Origin of the sequence: Nonomuraea sp. NPDC049684 (genome assembly GCF_044465345.1) — a bacterium.
GTDB lineage: Bacteria > Actinomycetota > Actinomycetes > Streptosporangiales > Streptosporangiaceae > Nonomuraea.
The window spans coordinates 192,454-207,820 of the sequence record NZ_JBITLO010000007.1; the positions used below are offsets into that span (position 1 = coordinate 192,454).

15 protein-coding genes are annotated in these 15,367 nt (G+C 73.7%); 5 read left to right on the forward strand and 10 right to left on the reverse strand.

The annotated features are described in order from the left end of the window. The first annotated feature begins 19 nt into the window (after window positions 1-19). Window positions 20-2,257, forward strand: a complete 2,238-nt coding sequence (secD, locus tag ACIBST_RS23550; protein ID WP_397174539.1) for a protein translocase subunit SecD — start codon at window positions 20-22, stop codon at window positions 2,255-2,257. A 48-nt stretch (window positions 2,258-2,305) separates the two neighbouring features. On the opposite strand, the gene ACIBST_RS23555 is transcribed toward secD, so the two are convergent. The 7 genes from ACIBST_RS23555 to ACIBST_RS23585 all read right to left on the reverse strand — a co-directional run bounded on the left by ACIBST_RS23555 (window position 2,306) and on the right by ACIBST_RS23585 (window position 9,226). Continuing rightward, a complete protein-coding gene (locus ACIBST_RS23555) occupies window positions 2,306-3,289 on the reverse strand; it encodes an alpha/beta fold hydrolase (protein ID WP_397174541.1) in 984 nt (327 codons plus the stop codon). Between the two features lie 97 nt (window positions 3,290-3,386). Further along, window positions 3,387-4,997, reverse strand: coding sequence for a GMC oxidoreductase (locus tag ACIBST_RS23560; RefSeq protein ID WP_397174543.1), 1,611 nt, complete (start codon window positions 4,995-4,997; stop codon window positions 3,387-3,389). A 1-nt stretch (window position 4,998) separates the two neighbouring features. Further along, on the reverse strand, window positions 4,999-5,535 hold the full coding sequence (locus ACIBST_RS23565; protein ID WP_352325308.1) for a carboxymuconolactone decarboxylase family protein: 537 nt from the start codon (window positions 5,533-5,535) through the stop codon (window positions 4,999-5,001). Next, window positions 5,532-6,614 carry a dihydrodipicolinate reductase gene (locus tag ACIBST_RS23570; RefSeq protein ID WP_397174544.1) on the reverse strand — a complete coding sequence of 361 codons (1,083 nt, stop codon included), beginning with the start codon at window positions 6,612-6,614 and terminating at the stop codon, window positions 5,532-5,534. The genes ACIBST_RS23565 and ACIBST_RS23570 overlap by 4 nt, the downstream gene beginning before the upstream one ends. A gap of 99 nt (window positions 6,615-6,713) precedes the next feature. Further along, on the reverse strand, window positions 6,714-7,190 hold the full coding sequence (locus tag ACIBST_RS23575) for a TIGR03618 family F420-dependent PPOX class oxidoreductase (protein ID WP_397174545.1): 477 nt from the start codon (window positions 7,188-7,190) through the stop codon (window positions 6,714-6,716). Window positions 7,191-7,222: 32 nt separating this feature from the next. Continuing rightward, a complete protein-coding gene (locus ACIBST_RS23580) occupies window positions 7,223-8,662 on the reverse strand; it encodes an MFS transporter (RefSeq protein ID WP_397174547.1) in 1,440 nt (479 codons plus the stop codon). 78 nt (window positions 8,663-8,740) lie between these two features. Beyond that, window positions 8,741-9,226: a MarR family winged helix-turn-helix transcriptional regulator gene (locus tag ACIBST_RS23585; protein ID WP_397174548.1), complete on the reverse strand. Its 486-nt coding sequence runs from the start codon at window positions 9,224-9,226 to the stop codon at window positions 8,741-8,743. A gap of 125 nt (window positions 9,227-9,351) precedes the next feature. Here ACIBST_RS23585 and ACIBST_RS23590 point away from each other — a divergent pair, with 125 nt between their 5' ends. Further along, window positions 9,352-9,786, forward strand: a complete 435-nt coding sequence (locus ACIBST_RS23590) for a peptidase inhibitor family I36 protein (RefSeq protein WP_352325303.1) — start codon at window positions 9,352-9,354, stop codon at window positions 9,784-9,786. Between the two features lie 105 nt (window positions 9,787-9,891). Continuing rightward, window positions 9,892-11,304, forward strand: a complete 1,413-nt coding sequence (locus ACIBST_RS23595; protein ID WP_397174550.1) for a hypothetical protein — start codon at window positions 9,892-9,894, stop codon at window positions 11,302-11,304. A 9-nt stretch (window positions 11,305-11,313) separates the two neighbouring features. Here the strand turns inward: ACIBST_RS23595 and ACIBST_RS23600 are convergent, their stop codons facing one another. After that, window positions 11,314-12,264: an SDR family NAD(P)-dependent oxidoreductase gene (locus ACIBST_RS23600; protein ID WP_397174551.1), complete on the reverse strand. Its 951-nt coding sequence runs from the start codon at window positions 12,262-12,264 to the stop codon at window positions 11,314-11,316. Window positions 12,265-12,318: 54 nt separating this feature from the next. On the opposite strand from ACIBST_RS23600, the gene ACIBST_RS23605 reads away from it, so the two are divergent. Beyond that, on the forward strand, window positions 12,319-12,744 hold the full coding sequence (locus ACIBST_RS23605) for a MerR family transcriptional regulator (protein WP_397174553.1): 426 nt from the start codon (window positions 12,319-12,321) through the stop codon (window positions 12,742-12,744). A 31-nt stretch (window positions 12,745-12,775) separates the two neighbouring features. Beyond that, window positions 12,776-13,336, forward strand: a complete 561-nt coding sequence (locus ACIBST_RS23610; RefSeq protein ID WP_397174555.1) for a GNAT family N-acetyltransferase — start codon at window positions 12,776-12,778, stop codon at window positions 13,334-13,336. Window positions 13,337-13,338: 2 nt separating this feature from the next. Here the strand turns inward: ACIBST_RS23610 and ACIBST_RS23615 are convergent, their stop codons facing one another. Continuing rightward, window positions 13,339-13,812 carry a MarR family winged helix-turn-helix transcriptional regulator gene (locus ACIBST_RS23615; protein WP_397174557.1) on the reverse strand — a complete coding sequence of 158 codons (474 nt, stop codon included), beginning with the start codon at window positions 13,810-13,812 and terminating at the stop codon, window positions 13,339-13,341. Beyond that, window positions 13,809-15,284: an MFS transporter gene (locus tag ACIBST_RS23620; RefSeq protein WP_397174558.1), complete on the reverse strand. Its 1,476-nt coding sequence runs from the start codon at window positions 15,282-15,284 to the stop codon at window positions 13,809-13,811. The genes ACIBST_RS23615 and ACIBST_RS23620 overlap by 4 nt, the downstream gene beginning before the upstream one ends. Between the last annotated feature and the right edge of the window lie 83 nt (window positions 15,285-15,367).

Here is a 15,367-nt window from a genome sequence, read left to right on the forward strand (position 1 = left end):
CTGAGCCTGTGGAGGCCTCATGTCACGTGCGCCCATGTGGCGCGCGCTGGCGGCGTTCGCCGTCATCGCGACCTCGATCATCCTGTCCCTCACCGCCACGCCACGCCTCGGCCTCGACCTGCGCGGCGGTACCCAGCTCGTCTTCGAGGCCAGAGACTCCCCGACGGTCACGGCCGACTCCTCGGCCACCGACCGCGCCCTCGACGTGCTCCGCCGCCGGGCGGACGCGCTGGGGGTCGTCGATCCCACCCTGGCCCGCTCCGGCGAGAAGCGGATCATCGTCGAGCTGCCCGGCGTGCTCGACCCGAGCAAGGCGGCCGAGGTCATCGGCCGCACCGCCCAGCTCGCCTTCCACCCGGTCACCGGCCCCGGCAAGGCCGGCGACGCCACCGCGCTGCCCGACGAGAGCGGCAGCCCGCTCGCGCTCGGCCCGGCGGCGATCAGCGGCGACGGCGTCAGCGACGCCACCGAGCGCAGCGACCCCCAGCGCGGGCCCGGCTGGTCGGTCACGGTCGACTTCCGCGACGCCGACGCCTGGCAGCGGATGACCGGCGCGGCCGCCTGCCAGCCGGCGGGCGACCCGAAGCGGCGCGTCGCCATCGTGCTCGACAAGAAGATCATCTCCTCGCCGCAGCTCGACCCGTCCGTGCCGTGCGGCACGGGCATCCCGGGCGGCAACACCGAGATCACCGGGTCCTTCACCCACGAGGAGGCCCGCGACCTGGCCGTGCTGATCAAGGGCGGCGCGCTGCCCGTGCCGCTCGACCTGGTCGAGCAGCGGACGGTCGGCCCCACGCTGGGCGCCGACGCCATCGAGGCCAGCGTCAAGGCCGCGATCGCCGGGCTGGTGCTGACCGCCCTGTTCATCATCGTGATCTACCGCCTGTCCGGCCTGCTCGCCGCCGTCGCGCTCACCTGCTACGGCCTGATCTCCTACGCCGCGCTGGTCGCGATGGGGGCGACGTTCACCCTGCCCGGCCTGGCCGGGTTCGTGCTGGCCGTCGGCATGGCGGTCGACGCCAACGTGCTCGTCTTCGAACGCGCCAGGGAGGAGTACGGCCTGGCCCCGGCCCGCGGGCTCGCCCCGGCGCTGAACCGGGGGTTCAAGAACGCCTGGAGCGCCATCGCCGACTCCAACGTCACCACGCTCATCGCCGCCGCGCTGCTGTTCGGGCTGGCCTCCGGGCCGGTCAAGGGGTTCGGCGTGACGCTGGCGATCGGCGTGCTGGCCTCGCTGGTGTCGGCCATGCTGATCACCCGCGTGCTCACCCAGGCCGTCATCGGGCGGATCGGGCCGCGCCTGTCGGGCCTGGGCTCGCCGGGCGCGGTCCGGACGTGGCTGGCCCGGCGCAACCCCCAGCTCATGAAGGCCAGGAAGGTGTGGCTGGTGGTCGCGGGCGGCCTGGTGGTCGCGGCGCTGGCCGGGCTGTTCACCCGGGGCCTGGACTTCGGGGTCGAGTTCACCGGCGGCCGGCTCGTGGAGTTCGGCACGTCCAGGGCGGTCGACGCGGACACGGCCCGGCGGCTGGTGAGCGAGGCCGGCTATCCGGGCGCGGTCGTGCAGGCCGCCGCCGACGGCGTCACCGTGCGCGCGGGGCAGCTCGACCCGGCCAAGGTCCAGGCCGCGCTGGAGGGGCAGGGCGGCGAGGTGAGCAAGCGGCGCGACGAGTTCATCGGCCCCACGCTGGGCGAGGAGCTGCGCCGCAACGCCGTCATCGCGCTCGGCGTGGCCGTGGCGGCGCAGCTCCTCTACCTGGCGGTGCGCTTCCGCTGGACGTTCGGCACGGCGACCGTGCTGGCGCTGCTGGTGGACCTGGCCGTGGTGATCGGGCTGTTCGCCTGGCTCGGCAAGCCGGTGGACGGCGTGTTCCTGGCGGCGATGCTGACCGTGGTCGGCTACTCGGTCAACGACAAGGTGGTGGTGTTCGACCGGGTGCGCGAGCTGTGGGCCGCCCGCCGCACCGCGCCGCTGGCCGAGGCGGTGAACACGGCGATCCTGCAGACCGTGCCGCGGACCGTCAACACCGGGCTCGGCGCGCTGTTCGTGCTGGTCGCGCTGGCCGTCTTCGGCGGCGACTCGCTGCGTGACTTCGCCATCGCGCTGGTCACCGGCATCGTCGTGGGCACGCTGACGTCGTCGTTCGTGGCCGGCCCGGCGGCCATCGGCCTGGCCCGGTACGACCGCCGTCCGGCCCCCCAGCCGCCCGCGCCCAAGGCCGCCCGGCGGCCCCGCGAGGGCTCGGGAGCCGTGCTGTGACCGGCGCCGCGGGCCCGCCTCGCCCGGACGGGCCCGCGGCGTCGCGGGTCAGAGCCGGGCGAGCCAGTCCAGGAGGATGGCGTTGACCTCGTCGGGGCGTTCCTGCTGGATCCAGTGGCCGCAGTCGTCCAGGAGACGGGAGGAGACCAGGCCGGGCAGGGTGGCGGGGAAGGCGTCGATCGCGCCGGAGAGCCATTGGGTCGTGGCGTCCTCGGCGCCGCCGACGAACAGCGAGGGCTGGACGATCGGCGCGCCGTCGTGGGGCGCGAGGTCGGCCCAGTCGCGGTCCATGTTGCGGTAGCGGTTGAGCGCGCCGGTCAGGCCGGTGCGCTCGAACTCGGCGGCGTAGAAGTCGAGGTCGGCCTCGCTCAGCCAGCCGGGCAGCGTGCCCTCCGCCGGGAACCGGTCGCGCATCCTGCCGCCCGGAGCCACGAACAGCGGGTGGGGCGCGTCCGGGCCCGGCATGGTCCCGGCGGACAGGGCCGCGTACGTGCCCGCCAGCCAGCCCCGGACGTCCGGCTCGATCTCGGCCTCGGCCCGGCCGGGGGTCTGGAAGTAGCTGACGTAGAACTCGTCCGTCCCGCCCATGCCGGCGAACGTCTCGGAGGGACGCGGCCCGCCGCGCGGCGTGTACGGCACGCTGAGCATGGCGACCGCGCGGAAGACGTCCGGCCTGAGCAGGGCGCTGTTGGCCGCGATCGGCGAGCCCCAGTCGTGGCCGACGATCACCGCGGTCCGCTCGCCCAGCGCCCGCACCACCGCCACGCTGTCCTCGACCAGCTCGGTCATCCGGTACGCGGCCACGTCCGCCGGCTTGGACGAGCGGCCGTAGCCGCGCACGTCCACCGCCACCGCCCGGTACCCGGCGGCGGCCAGCGCCGGGAGCTGGTGCCGCCAGGAGTACCAGGACTCGGGGAAGCCGTGCACCAGCAGCACCAGCGGCCCCTGCCCCGCCTCCACGAGATGGACGCGGCCCGCGGGGGAGGGCACCAGGCGGTGGACGCCCTCGGCGACCGGGGTGAGCTGCGACATCGTTCCTCCACGCACATGAGTTATGGCCTGTCACCAGGATCATGCGCGGCCCGTGTCGCTGCCCGCCAACTGCGTTGCCGTTTCGGCAAACCCTGGGCTAAAGGTCGGTGGCGATGATCTTCTCGATGTTCCGCTCGGCCAGCGCCGTGATGGTGACGAACGGGTTCACCGTGGTGTTGCCGGGGATCAGCGAGCCGTCGATGACGTACAGGCCGGGGTAGCCGTTCAGGCGGCCGTGGTTGTCGGTGGCCATGTTCAGCACCGCGCCGCCGAGCGGGTGGTAGGTGAGATGGTCGCCCCAGATCTTGTACACGCCGAACAGGTCGGTGCGGTAGATCGTCCCCTCCTTGGCGTTGATCTTGTCGAAGATCGTCTTCGCCATGTCGATGGACGTCTGCTTCCAGGCGGTCTGCCAGCTCAGGTCCACCTTGCCGGTCGCGGCGTTCCAGGAGAACTGCGCCCGGTGCGGGGTGTTGGTGATCGACAGGTAGAACGAGGCGTAGGTCTCGATCCCGGTCGGCAGCGGCGCCACCTCGGCGAACGCGCCCCCGGCCGTCCAGTTGTCGATGCCCGCGCACGGGATGGCCGACTGCAGCTTGCCGGTCGGGTCCCACAGGTGGTTGGCCCGGCCGCACATGACGTTGCCGTTGTCGCCCCAGCCCTTGCCGACCTCGTCGCTCAGCCCCGGCAGCGCGCCGGTGGCCTTCAGCCTGACCAGCAGCTTGCTCGTGCCGACGCTGCCCGCGGCGAAGAACACCCGGGCGGCCGTGACGGTCTTGGCGGCGGTGACCGAGCCGTCGGTGGCGAGCTGGTCGATCCGGACGGTGTAGCCGCCGCCCGCCGCCGGGGCGACCGAGGTGACCTGGTGCAGCGGCGAGATCGTCACCCTCCCGGTCGCGCGGGCCCGCGCCAGGTAGGTCTTCTGCAGGGACTTCTTGCCGTGGTTGTTGCCGTAGAGGATCTCGCCGGCCAGCGCCGACTGGGTGGCCGTGCCGACCGCCTCCTGCTTCATGTAGTCCCAGTCGTACACGTCCGGGACGAAGGTGAACGGGAAGCCGGAGCGCTGGGCGTGCTTGCGGCCCACGCGGGCGTACTGGTAGCACGCGGTGGTGTCGAACCAGGCCGGGTCCACCAGGCCGACGCCGAGGCCGGAGTTGGCGCGCGGGTAGTAGACGCCGTACATCTCGTCGGCGTCCACCGACGGGAGCACGGCGGCGAAGTTCTCCCGCTTGGGCGTGACGGCCATGCCGCCGTTGACCAGCGAGCCGCCGCCGACCCCGCGGCCCTGGTAGACCGTGATGCCGGCGAACTCCTCGGCGTCCAGGATGCCGGTGTAGCGGGGGATGTCCCGGTCGATGGGGAAGCCGAGGAAGTAGTTGAGCGGCGCCTTGGTCCTGGTGCGCAGCCAGTACGAGCGATAGTCGGGCTCGCGCGTGTTGCAGAAGATCTTGCCGTCCGAGCCGGGGGTGTCCCAGGCCATGCCCATCTCGATCATGTGCACCTCGACGCCCGCCTGGGCCAGGCGCAGGGCGGCCACCGAGCCGCCGTACCCGGTGCCGATCACCAGGACGGGCACGCGGGCGCCGTCGGTGATCGGCCCGGCGGCGGTGACGGCGGCGGCGGTGGTGGCGGCGGCGCGGCCGGGCAGTGCGGCGGCGCCCAGGAGGGAGGCGGTTCCGGCGATGAAGGTGCGGCGGCTGGTGTTCATGTCACGTGCCCTCGCTCGGTCGGTCTGACGCGGACTCGGTCGGTCTGACGGAGGGTGCCGGGCCGCCGGTCAGCATGCAGGCCGTGTCGAGGCCCAGCACGTGGTTGAGCCGGCCGAAGGCCCACCAGGAACCGATGCTCATGCTCAGTTCCACGATCTCGTTCTGGCTGTAGTGCTCGGTCATCCGGGACCAGAACTCCTCGTCGAGCCCGTGGTGGTCCAGGGCGTAGCGCTCGGCGTACTCGGCGGCGAGCCGGGTGCGCGCGTCGAAGGCGTCCGTGGCGCGCCAGTCCGCGACCGCGTCGGCGAAGCCGTCCTCGACCTTGACGCCGTCGCGCTCGGTGCGCCAGTCGAGGCAGAAGACGCAGCCGTTGATCTGCGCGATCCGCAGCCGGGCCGCCTCGAACTCGCGCAGGCCCAGCGTGGTGTGGGCGTAGACGGCCATGGAGAACTTCGAGGCGGCGGTCCCGATGCCGGGGACCAGCTCGCCCCAGACGTAGGCGATCGGGTCCTTGCCGCCGGGCACGTCGACGATCATGGGTTCTTCCTTCCGAGCCGGCCGGACGCGGGGCGCAGCGGGACGTCGAGCGCGTCGTACAGGCCGGGCGGCGCGGCGGCGAGCCAGTCGATGGCGTTCACCAGCCGGCCCGCCGCGGTGGCGTTCCCGCCCGCCGAACGGCTGCCGCCCTCGTCGGTCGCCTCGATCGTGACCTCGATGCGCGGGCGGCCCTCGACGATCACCCGGTGGGCGCCGTCGCCGCCGTCCGGGGGGAGCGGCCAGTCGGGGGCGCAGGCGGGGTGGATGCGGGTGACGTGCTCGATCACGATGCGCGGCTCGCCCTCGACGACGCCCTGCACCTCGAACCGCACCGCGCCCTGGGTGCCGGCCTCGAAGACGCCCATGCCGTCGGTGGTGACCGTGCGGTCGAGCGCACGCCGCTCCACGACCTCGCGGATCTCCTCCAGCGTGACGCCGAGTGCCCGCGCCATCAGCCGTACCTGCCCGCCCCACACCATGGACGGGACGGTCGGCGCGATCATCGGCGGCTCGTAGTCCATGGACTGGCCCATGCCGACCATGTACCGGACCGCGTCCGGGCGGTCGTAGCCGGAGTAGTCGAAGATCTCCTGGCAGCGGATGGCGTCCACGACCGAGCCGAGGCCGCTGAGCAGCAGGGGCAGCAGGTCGTTGCCCCAGCCGGGGTCGATGCCGGAGGCGAACAGCGAGCCGCCGCCCTCCGCGACGGCGGCCAGCACCTGGTCCCGCAGCTCGGGCGGCGCGCCGCGGTGGTCGTAGAGGGCGTACAGGGAGGGCGTGACGACGACGGCGCCGGCCCGCACGGCCCGCAGGACGTCGGCCAGGGCGTCGTCGGGGCGCAGGTCGCCGGAGGCGGCGTACACGACGGCCCTCGGGCGGGCGGCCAGGACGGCGGCGGCGTCGTCCGTGGCGGTGACGCCGAGGTCGCGGCCGAGCCCGGCGAGCTCTCCGGCGTCGCGGCCGGCCTTGTCGGGGGAGTGCACGACGACGGCGGCGAGACTGAGGTCGGGATGGGCCTCCACGGCCCTGATGGCGGCGCGGCCGACGTTGCCGGTACCCCACACCACGGTGGACGTCATGGGCGGAGCGTAGCAAGCGCTTGGTTTGGTGTACAGGGCCCCGCGACCGCCCGCCCGCCCGTCCGGCTCCCGGCAGCCGTCAGCCGGAGCAGCCGCCGGTCAGGCGGCGTCGAGGGCGATGCCGTACAGGTGGTCCACCCGGATCCTGATGACCAGGCGGCGGGCCCTGGCCATCTCCGCCAGGAAGGCGGCCTCGTCCGCCGGGTCGGGGAAGCCGCCGGCCATCTCCAGCAGCTCCCGTCCGGTGGCGTCGCCGGGCGTGAGCGACGGCTCGGAGACCTCCGCCCGTCCTTCGGCGACGGCGTACGACAGGACGTCGTCGCCCTGGAGGTGCACCGCCGCCCGCGGGTCGGCGAGCAGGTGGCGCACCTTGACGCGGCCCTCGGCGGAGGAGATGCGCAGGACGCGTTCGGCGGCGTCCCAGCGCAGGGCCATCGAGGCCAGGTGCGGGCGGCCGTCGCGCTTGAGCGTCGCCAGCACGCCGAAGGGCTGGCGGGCGAGGATCCGCAGGAGCTCGTCCTCGATGAGGGGGCGGGCGCCGGGGCCCTGCCCGGGGCCGTACGCGGGCTCGGTCATGGTGATCGGCTCCGTTCCGTGGTGAGAAGGGGTCAGCGGGCGGCGGGCTGGTCGATCGGCGACGCCTCGGCGGCCGCCGCGGCGCGGGGGCGGCGCAGGACGGCCAGGGCGACCACGACGGCCGCCGCGAGCAGCCCGGCCGAGGTGGCGAAGGCCAGGTGGTAGCCGCCGGTCAGCGCCGCCGCCTCGGCCGCCCCGCCGGCGCGCAGCTCCTGCGTGCGGGCGGCCGCCAGCGTGGTCAGGACGGCCACGCCCAGCGCCATGCCGATCTGCTGGGTGGTGTTGAACACCCCCGAGGCCAGGCCGGCGTCGTCCGCGCGGGCGGCCGACATGCCGAGCGTGGTCAGCGCCGGCAGCGCCAGCCCGCCACCCGCGATCAGCACCATGACCGGCAGCAGGTCGGTGACGTAGTCGGCGTCCACCGGCACCCGCGTGAGCCAGGCCATCGCCGCCAGCAGCAGCACCAGCCCGGCCAGCAGCACGGCCGGCGCGCCGAGGCGGGCGCTCAGCCGCGCCGAGACGAACAGCGACACGCCGCCGATCGCCACGGCCGCCGGGAGCATCGCCAGGCCGGTGGCGAGGGCGCCGTACCCGAGCACCTTCTGCATGTAGAGCGCGACGATGATCTGGAAGGCGAACATCGCCGACAGCGTCAGCATCTGCACGACGTTGGCCCCGATCACGTTGCGGGAGCGCAGCACGCGCAGCGGCATCAGCGGCGTGCGCGCGGTGGCCTGGCGCAGGAAGAAACCGGCGAGCAGGGCCAGCGACACCGCGCCGAACGCCAGCGTGTGCACGGCGAGCCAGCCGTGCTCCTCGACCTTGACCACGGTGTAGATGCCCAGCATCAGGCCCGAGGTGACCAGCAGCGCGCCGGTCACGTCGGCGCCCCGCGCCAGGCCGAGGCCCCGGTCGGCGGGCAACGCGGGCAGTGCCAGCGCGATCGTGGCCAGCCCGATCGGCAGGTTGATGAAGAAGATCCAGTGCCAGCTCAGCGCGTCGGTGAGCACGCCGCCGAGCACCTGCCCGATCGACGCGCCGGCCGCGCCGGTGAAGCTGAAGACCGCGATCGCCCGGCCCCGCTCGCGCGGCTCGGTGAACAGCGTCACCAGGATGCCGAGCACGACGGCCGAGGCCATCGCGCTGCCGACGCCCTGCAGGAAGCGGGCGGCGATGAGCAGGCCCTCGCTGTTCGCCAAGCCGGCCAGCAGGGACGCGCCGGTGAACACCGCGTTCCCGGCCAGGAACATCGTCCGGCGGCCCACGAGGTCGCCGAGCCGTCCGGCCAGCAGCAGCAGCCCGCCGAACGCGAGCAGGTACGCGTTGACGACCCAGCTCAGCCCGGCGGCGGAGAAGCCCAGGTCGCGCTGGATGGCGGGCATGGCCACGGTGACGATGCTGCCGTCGAGGATGGTCATCAAGGCGGACGTCGACAGCACGGCCAGGGCGGTGCGCCGGGAGGTGAGGGACATGGTCGTCTCCTGTTCAAGAATGCAACAGGAGAGACCGTAGCAGATAGTTTTGTTGCAGACGATATGCCACGGAACTGTTTAGCTGCGCTCCCTGGCCCGCCGGACCGGCTGCGGGGCCTCGGCCGGGGTCTCCAGGTGGCCGGTGACCAGCCGGTTCAGGGCGCGTACCAGCACCTCCCGCTCGTCGTCGGGGATCGAGCCGAGGGCCGCGGCGTGCACGCCGTCCACGATCTCCTGGCTGCGCCGCGCCACCTGTGCGCCCTTCTCGGTCACGGCGATGATCCGGGCCCGCCGGTCGGTGCTCGACGGCCGCCGCTCGGCCAGCCCGGCCTTCTCCAGGGCGTCGACGGTGACCACCATCGTGGTCTTGTCCATGTCGCCGATCTCGGCGAGCTGGATCTGCGTGCGCTCCTCCTCCAGGGCGTGCACGAGCACGCAGTGCATGCGCGCGGTCAGCCCCAGCTCGGCCAGGGCCGCCGCCATCCGGGTGCGCAGCACGTGACTGGTGTGGTCGAGCAGGAACGACAGGTCGTGCTCGGTACGCGAGGGCGCCATCGAAGTCATGCCGTCGAGGCTACCAACTCATCCCGTAGCGGATTATCCGCTGAAGAACGTCCACGCTGACGGTCTAGCGCAAGTTGATCTCACTATGTATGTTCGGACCGAAGGAAAGTTTCGTCCATGGAGGCATGGTGGGCAAGAAGTTTCACGTTCTGGCGTTACCGATCGCCGTGGCCGCGCTGGCCGCAGTGGCGTCCCCGGCCCAGGCGGCGACGGGGTACGACCGTTGCCAGGAGGGCAACTACTGCCTGTTCTCCGGTCTCGACGGCACCGGCGACATCGTCCAGCTCCAGGCGAGCACGGCCAACCTGGCGGCCCTGGGCATGGGCGACCGCGCCAAGTCCGACTGGAACCGCACCGACACGCTCATCCATCTCTACTCCGAGGCCGACTACGGCGGCTGCTCGGCCGTCACCGGCCCGCGCGGCAAGGGCAACTTCTACATCACCTTCCGCGACTTCTTCGACTCCGTCCGCTTCGGCGGCCCGAACGGCCCCTCCTGCTCCATCGGCGGCGACGAGCTGAGCATCAAGCGCGCCGCGACCACCGACTCCCACGGCTGACCTTCGAACCCTCCGGCCGGCCCCGCGCACTCCGCGGGGCCGGCCGTCGCCGTTCCCGGCCCGTGAGGGGTGTCGCGATGATCGTCGCGCCCGTACGCTCCCTGCATGCCGGACCTCCTCTTACTGCTCTTCCTCCTGGCGTTGCTGGGCGTGCCCGTGCTGCTGGCCTGCGGCGCGACCGTCTTCGCCGCGGAGACCGCCCCGCGCGGGCGGCACGGCCTGATGCGCTCCGGCCATCTGGTCGCCGGCGGGTGCGTGGCGGCGGCCGGGCTCGCGCTGACGGCGCTGACGGCCTGGTGGACGGGCGAGGACGTGCACTACGACGACTTCGGCTCCAGCGTCACCGTGCTGCTGGCCGTGGTGGGCGCCACGACGTTCGCGCTCGGGCTCGGCCCCTTCGTCCCCTGGCTGCTGGGCGTGCTCGGGCGGGGTGGCGCCCGGGTTCCGGCGGCCCTGCGGCTCTCGGCCCGGCACCTGGCCGACCGGCGCGCGCGGACGGCCCCCGCGGTGGCCGCGACCATGATCGCCACGGCCTTCGCCGTCGCGGTGGCGACCGTGGCGGCGGCCGGGACCGCGCAGTCCAGGGCGCAGTACGTCCCGCAGGCGCGGCCGGGGGCGCTCGTCGTGCGGCTCGATTCCGGCCGGCCGGCGCCCGGGATCGCCGCCGTCCGGCAGGAACTGCCCGGAACGGACGTCGCCCGGGGCCTGTCGCCGGTCAATCCCTACAGCCTCACCGTGTGGACGGCCGACACCGTGTCGTCCTCCAGCCCCTACATCGGCGACCAGGCGCTGCTGCGCTACCTCACGGGGGACCCGTCGTTCCCGTACGACAAGGGCAGGGCCGTGGCGGTCACGTCCGAGAAGGGCCGGCACGACACCGCCCGGATCGAGTACCGCGCCCCCGAGGACCCGCCGGGCGATCCGAGGATCTCCAGGACGGTTCCCGCGACCGTCGTCGCCCCGACCGCCGGAGGCGTCGAGGCGGTCTTCCTGCCCGCCGAGCTCGTGCTCGGCATGGGCGTCAAGCTGGAGCTGGAGGCGCTGATCGTCGATCCCTCCCTGCACCGGGTCACGGCGGCCGACCGGGACCGCGTCCAGGAGCGGCTGGGCGAGAGCGCGCAGGCGTACCTGGAGGAGAGCTTCCGGTCCTCGCCCTACTGGCTGTTGTTCGTGGGGGCGGCCGGGCCGGCCGCCGTCGCCGGGGCGCTGGCGGCCACGGTCAGGTCGCGCCGGCCGGACCGCCTCCTGCTCCGGGTCGGCGGCTCTCCGGCCGCGGCGCGCGGTCTCACCGCCTGCCGGGCGGCCCTGGCGGCGGCCTGCGGCGCGGTGCCGGGCGCCGCCGCCGGATGTGCCGCCGGGGTGCTGCTGGCCTGGCCCTTCACGGCCTCCGCGGACTGGGACCCGGCGCCGCGGGTGCCGTTCGAGACGCCGTGGAGCTCGATCGCCCTGTCGGCCGTCGCGGTCCCCGTGCTCGCGGCGGCGGTCGCGCTGCTGGTCAGGCCCGGCCGTCGCCGGTGAGCCTGGCCGTCAGGAGAAGGCGGCCTCGCGGGTCAGGTCGGCGGAGAGTCTCCACAGGCGGGCGGCGGATCCGGGGTCGAGGGCCCAGGGCTTGACGCCGCCGATCAGCATGTCGTCGCCCGTCGCCGGCTCGGCCAGGTCGCAGTCCTGGCAGTAGGCGCCGCCGTGCGCGTCCAGCAGGGGGGACGTGGCCGCCCACACCGCGGTCGCCGCGCCCTGTTCGGGGGTCTTGAAGCCGTCGGCCGGGCGCCCGTCGGCGGTGATCCAGCCCTGGGCGAGCTGTTCCTCGTGGGGGATGCGGCGTTGCAGCGGGGTGAGGATGCTGCCCGGGTGCACGGCGAAGGCATGCAGTCCGTCGGCCGCGCCGAGGGCGTCGAGATGGACGGCGAACAGGGCGTTGGCCGTCTTGGACTGCCCGTAGGCCGCCCAGTGGTCGTAGCCGTGGCGGAAGTGCGGGTCGTCCCAGCGGATGTCGGACAGGAAGTGCCCCGAGGAGGAGACCGACACCACCCGGGCCCCGGCGAGCGCCGGGCGCAGCCGGTTGACCAGGGCGAAGTGGCCGAGGTGGTTGACGGCGAGATGCGCCTCCCAGCCGGGGCCGACCGGCCGGTGGGGGTAGGCCATGACGCCAGCGTTGCCGATGACGATGTCGAGGCCGCGGCCGCTCTCCAGGAACCGGTCGCCGAAGGCGCGGACGCTGCCGAGGTCGGCCAGGTCCAGCTCGGCCACCTCCGTGCGGGGGAGGTCGCGCAGCGCGTCCCTCGCCACGCCGGGACGGCGGGCGGGCACGACGACGTGCGCTCCGGCCCGTACCAGCGCGCGGGTGGCCGCCAGGCCGAGGCCCGAGTAGCCGCCGGTGATCAGGACGTTCCTGCCGGACAGGTCGATGCCGGCCAGGACGTCGTCGGCCGTGCTGTGCGCGCCGAAACCCGAGCCGATTCTGCGTTGTGTGGGTGCCATGTCCCCGACCGTAGAATCTAGACTGCAATCTAGGTCAAACTATGGCGAGGTGCCATGAGCGGGGACGCGGACCGCCTGTCCATCGGGGACGTCGCGCAGGCCACCGGCCTCGGCGTCCACGCGCTGCGCTTCTTCGAGCGCGAGGAGCTGTTCCTGCGCCCGATCCCGCGTACGGCCGGCGGCCAGCGGGCCTACGACCGGGCCGACGTGGAGTGGCTGCTGCTGTGCAACCGGCTGCGCGAGTCCGGCATGCCGATCGCCACCCTGCGCAGGTTCGCCCGGCTCGTACGCTCGGGACCGGGCAACGAGCCGGAGCGGCTCGCGCTGCTGGAGGAGCACGAGCGGGCCGTCCGCGAGCGGATCGCCGGCCTGACGGCGAGCCTGGAGATCATCCACGGCAAGGTCGTCGCCTACCGCCGGCACGTCGAGGACGGCACCGCGGCCGGGGTCTGGTCACCGGCCCCGCCGCCTTCGCCGTAGAGCCGGCGAGGGGGCCTAGGATCAAGGATCCATGAGCCGGTTGCCCACGCTGTCCGCCACGGAGATCCGCGCCGAACGCCTGCTGCTGCGCAAGGCCCACGACGGCGACCGGGACGGTCTCGTCGAGCTGATGACCGACCCCGAGGTGCGCGAGCACCTGGGCGGCCCGCGGCCGCGGGACGAGGTCGAGCGTTTCCTCGACACGGCCGGAACCGCCGCCGCGACGGCCGCGCCGGGCGCCTACGTCATCGCCGACCTCGCCACCGACCGGCTGCTCGGGACGCTGGCGCTCGACCGCCGCGCGGCCGGTCGTCCCGGGCACGTCACCGGCGACGGCGAGGAGCTGGAGCTGTCCTACGTGCTGCGCCGCCCGGCGTGGGGGAACGGGCTCGCCCACGAGGCGGCGACGGCCGCGCTGCGCGCCGCGGCGGGCGAGCTGCCCGACCAGCCGGTGGTGATCGTCACCCGGACGGCGCACGGACGGTCGCTGAGACTGGCCGCCCGCCTGGGCTTCCGGCCGGTCGCCGCCTTCGAGGAGTTCGGCGCCGAGCAGACGCTCTGCGCCACCCGCCTGGCCTGCTTCAAGGGCTGACCTCACCGCCGGCGGGCCGGCTCCTCCGGGGTGAGCAGGAGGGCCATGATCCGGTCGAGCGCGGCCAGGTCGGCGGGGTCCAGGGCGAGCAGGGAACGCGGCGGGCGGGCCAGGATGCGCTCGGCCTCCTCGGCGGCGGCCGTCCCCGCCGGGGTCAGCGTGACGATCTTGCTGCGGCGGTCGTCGGGGGAGACGCTGCGGGTCACGTGGCCGCGCCGCTCCAGGTCGTCGACCATCAGGGTGGTGTACGGCTTGTCGGTGGACAGCTCGGCGGTCAGCTCCCGCATGGTCATCGGCCCGGCCAGCAGGCGGCGCAGCGCCTTGACCCGGAAGAAGCTCATGCCGAGCGTCTCGGCCACCTCCTTGCGGCGGTCCTCCTGCCGCAGGACGAGGTCGTACATCGCCGCCCAGACGCGGGCCACGGCGTCGTGCCCGGAACTGCCGGAACTGCCGGGACTGCCGGAGGTGTCGGTCATACAGCGTCCGCCGTTCTGTCGGGAGCGTGGGCGAGCCGTTCGGCGGTACGGGTGGCGCTGCAGCGGGCCCAGCCGGTCGTGGTCAGGATACCGAGCAGCAGGATGGCCAGCCCGCACCCGGCGACGATCCACCAGCCGATGTGGCTGGCCCGCGGGAACCCGGCGGCGAACGGGCCGGCCACCGCCGAGGTGACCAGCGAGCCGATGACCGCGACGCCGAGCGACTGGCCGATCTGGCGGCTGGTGGAGGCCACCGCCGCGGCCACGCCGGCCTGGGCGCGCGGCATGCCGGACACGGCGGTGTTGGTGATCGGCGCGTTCAGCATGCCGAACCCCACCCCGAACAGCACGTACGCGGCCATGAGCCGCCAGGTCGGCGTGTCCGCCGCCAGCCCCGTCATGATCAGGCCGCTGGCCGCCATGGTGACCCCGGCCACCAGCAGCGGGACGCGCGGCCCGGCGTTCCCGACGATCCGGCCCGACAGCGGCGCGCAGAGCACGGTGAGCCCGGCCATGGGCAGCGTGTAGAGGCCGGCGTGCAGGGCGGACAGGCCCAGCACGTCCTGGAGGTAGAGGGTGTTGACGAACAGGAACCCGGCCAGCGCGGCGAAGCCGCACACCGCGATGACGGTGGCCCCGGTGAACGGCGCGCTGCGGAAGAAGCGCAGGTCGATCAGCGGGTCGGTGCGGCGCAGCTCGTACGGCGCGAGGACGGCCAGCGCCAGCGCCGCGACCGCGAAGCAGCCCAGCGTGCGCGGGGACGCCCAGCCGGCCGACGGCGCCTCGATGAAGCCGTACGTCAGGGTGGCCAGCAGCACGATGACCAGCGCCTGCCCGACCGGGTCCACCCGGCGCGGGCGCGGCGCGCGCGACTCGGGGACGAACAGCGCGCACAGTGCGAACGCGGCCAGGCCCACCGGGATGTTGATCCAGAAGATCGCCTGCCAGCCGACCGAGTCCACCAGCGTGCCGCCGACCAGCGGGCCGAGCGCCATGCTGATGCCCACCACGCCGCCCCACACGCCGATCGCGCGGGCCCGCTCGCGCGGCTCGGTGAAGGTGTTCGTGATGATCGACATGGCGACCGGGTTGAGCATCGACCCGCCGACGGCCTGCAGCGCCCGCGCCGCGATCAGCCAGCCGAGGCCGGGCGCGAGCGAGCACATGAGCGAGCCGAGCGTGAACAGCGCCAGCCCCGTCTGGAACGTGCGCCGGCGGCCGACCCGGTCGCCGGTCGAGCCGGCCAGCATGAGCAGGCTCGCCAGCACCACCGTGTAGGCGTCGATGATCCACTGCAGGCCGGACATGGAGGCGTTCAGGTCGCGGCGGATGGCCGGCAGCGCGATGTTCACGATCGTGTTGTCCAGCCCGACGATGAACAGGCTCATGCAGCAGATGGCCAGCACGAGCAGCCGCCGGCGAGGGCTGAGCGCGGGGGCGGGGGAGAGGGGCGCTCTACTCGTTATAGGCATATAACGATTATATTCGCACAACTAAACACATGTCCGCCCACCCCCCCCGCGAACGCCGTACGGCCCCCGGCAGCCCGTCCGGG

Bases quoted from the DNA above. Each gene is read 5' to 3' on its own strand.
- secD (WP_397174539.1), top strand. From the start codon at position 20: ATGTCACGTGCGCCCATGTGGCGCGCGCTGGCGGCGTTCGCCGTCATC.
- ACIBST_RS23555 (WP_397174541.1), bottom strand. From the start codon at position 3,289: ATGTCGCAGCTCACCCCGGTCGCCGAGGGCGTCCACCGCCTGGTGCCC.
- ACIBST_RS23560 (WP_397174543.1), bottom strand. From the start codon at position 4,997: ATGAACACCAGCCGCCGCACCTTCATCGCCGGAACCGCCTCCCTCCTG.
- ACIBST_RS23565 (WP_352325308.1), bottom strand. From the start codon at position 5,535: ATGATCGTCGACGTGCCCGGCGGCAAGGACCCGATCGCCTACGTCTGG.
- ACIBST_RS23570 (WP_397174544.1), bottom strand. From the start codon at position 6,614: ATGACGTCCACCGTGGTGTGGGGTACCGGCAACGTCGGCCGCGCCGCC.
- ACIBST_RS23575 (WP_397174545.1), bottom strand. From the start codon at position 7,190: ATGACCGAGCCCGCGTACGGCCCCGGGCAGGGCCCCGGCGCCCGCCCC.
- ACIBST_RS23580 (WP_397174547.1), bottom strand. From the start codon at position 8,662: ATGTCCCTCACCTCCCGGCGCACCGCCCTGGCCGTGCTGTCGACGTCC.
- ACIBST_RS23585 (WP_397174548.1), bottom strand. From the start codon at position 9,226: ATGACTTCGATGGCGCCCTCGCGTACCGAGCACGACCTGTCGTTCCTG.
- ACIBST_RS23590 (WP_352325303.1), top strand. From the start codon at position 9,352: ATGGTGGGCAAGAAGTTTCACGTTCTGGCGTTACCGATCGCCGTGGCC.
- ACIBST_RS23595 (WP_397174550.1), top strand. From the start codon at position 9,892: ATGCCGGACCTCCTCTTACTGCTCTTCCTCCTGGCGTTGCTGGGCGTG.
- ACIBST_RS23600 (WP_397174551.1), bottom strand. From the start codon at position 12,264: ATGGCACCCACACAACGCAGAATCGGCTCGGGTTTCGGCGCGCACAGC.
- ACIBST_RS23605 (WP_397174553.1), top strand. From the start codon at position 12,319: ATGAGCGGGGACGCGGACCGCCTGTCCATCGGGGACGTCGCGCAGGCC.
- ACIBST_RS23610 (WP_397174555.1), top strand. From the start codon at position 12,776: ATGAGCCGGTTGCCCACGCTGTCCGCCACGGAGATCCGCGCCGAACGC.
- ACIBST_RS23615 (WP_397174557.1), bottom strand. From the start codon at position 13,812: ATGACCGACACCTCCGGCAGTCCCGGCAGTTCCGGCAGTTCCGGGCAC.
- ACIBST_RS23620 (WP_397174558.1), bottom strand. From the start codon at position 15,284: ATGCCTATAACGAGTAGAGCGCCCCTCTCCCCCGCCCCCGCGCTCAGC.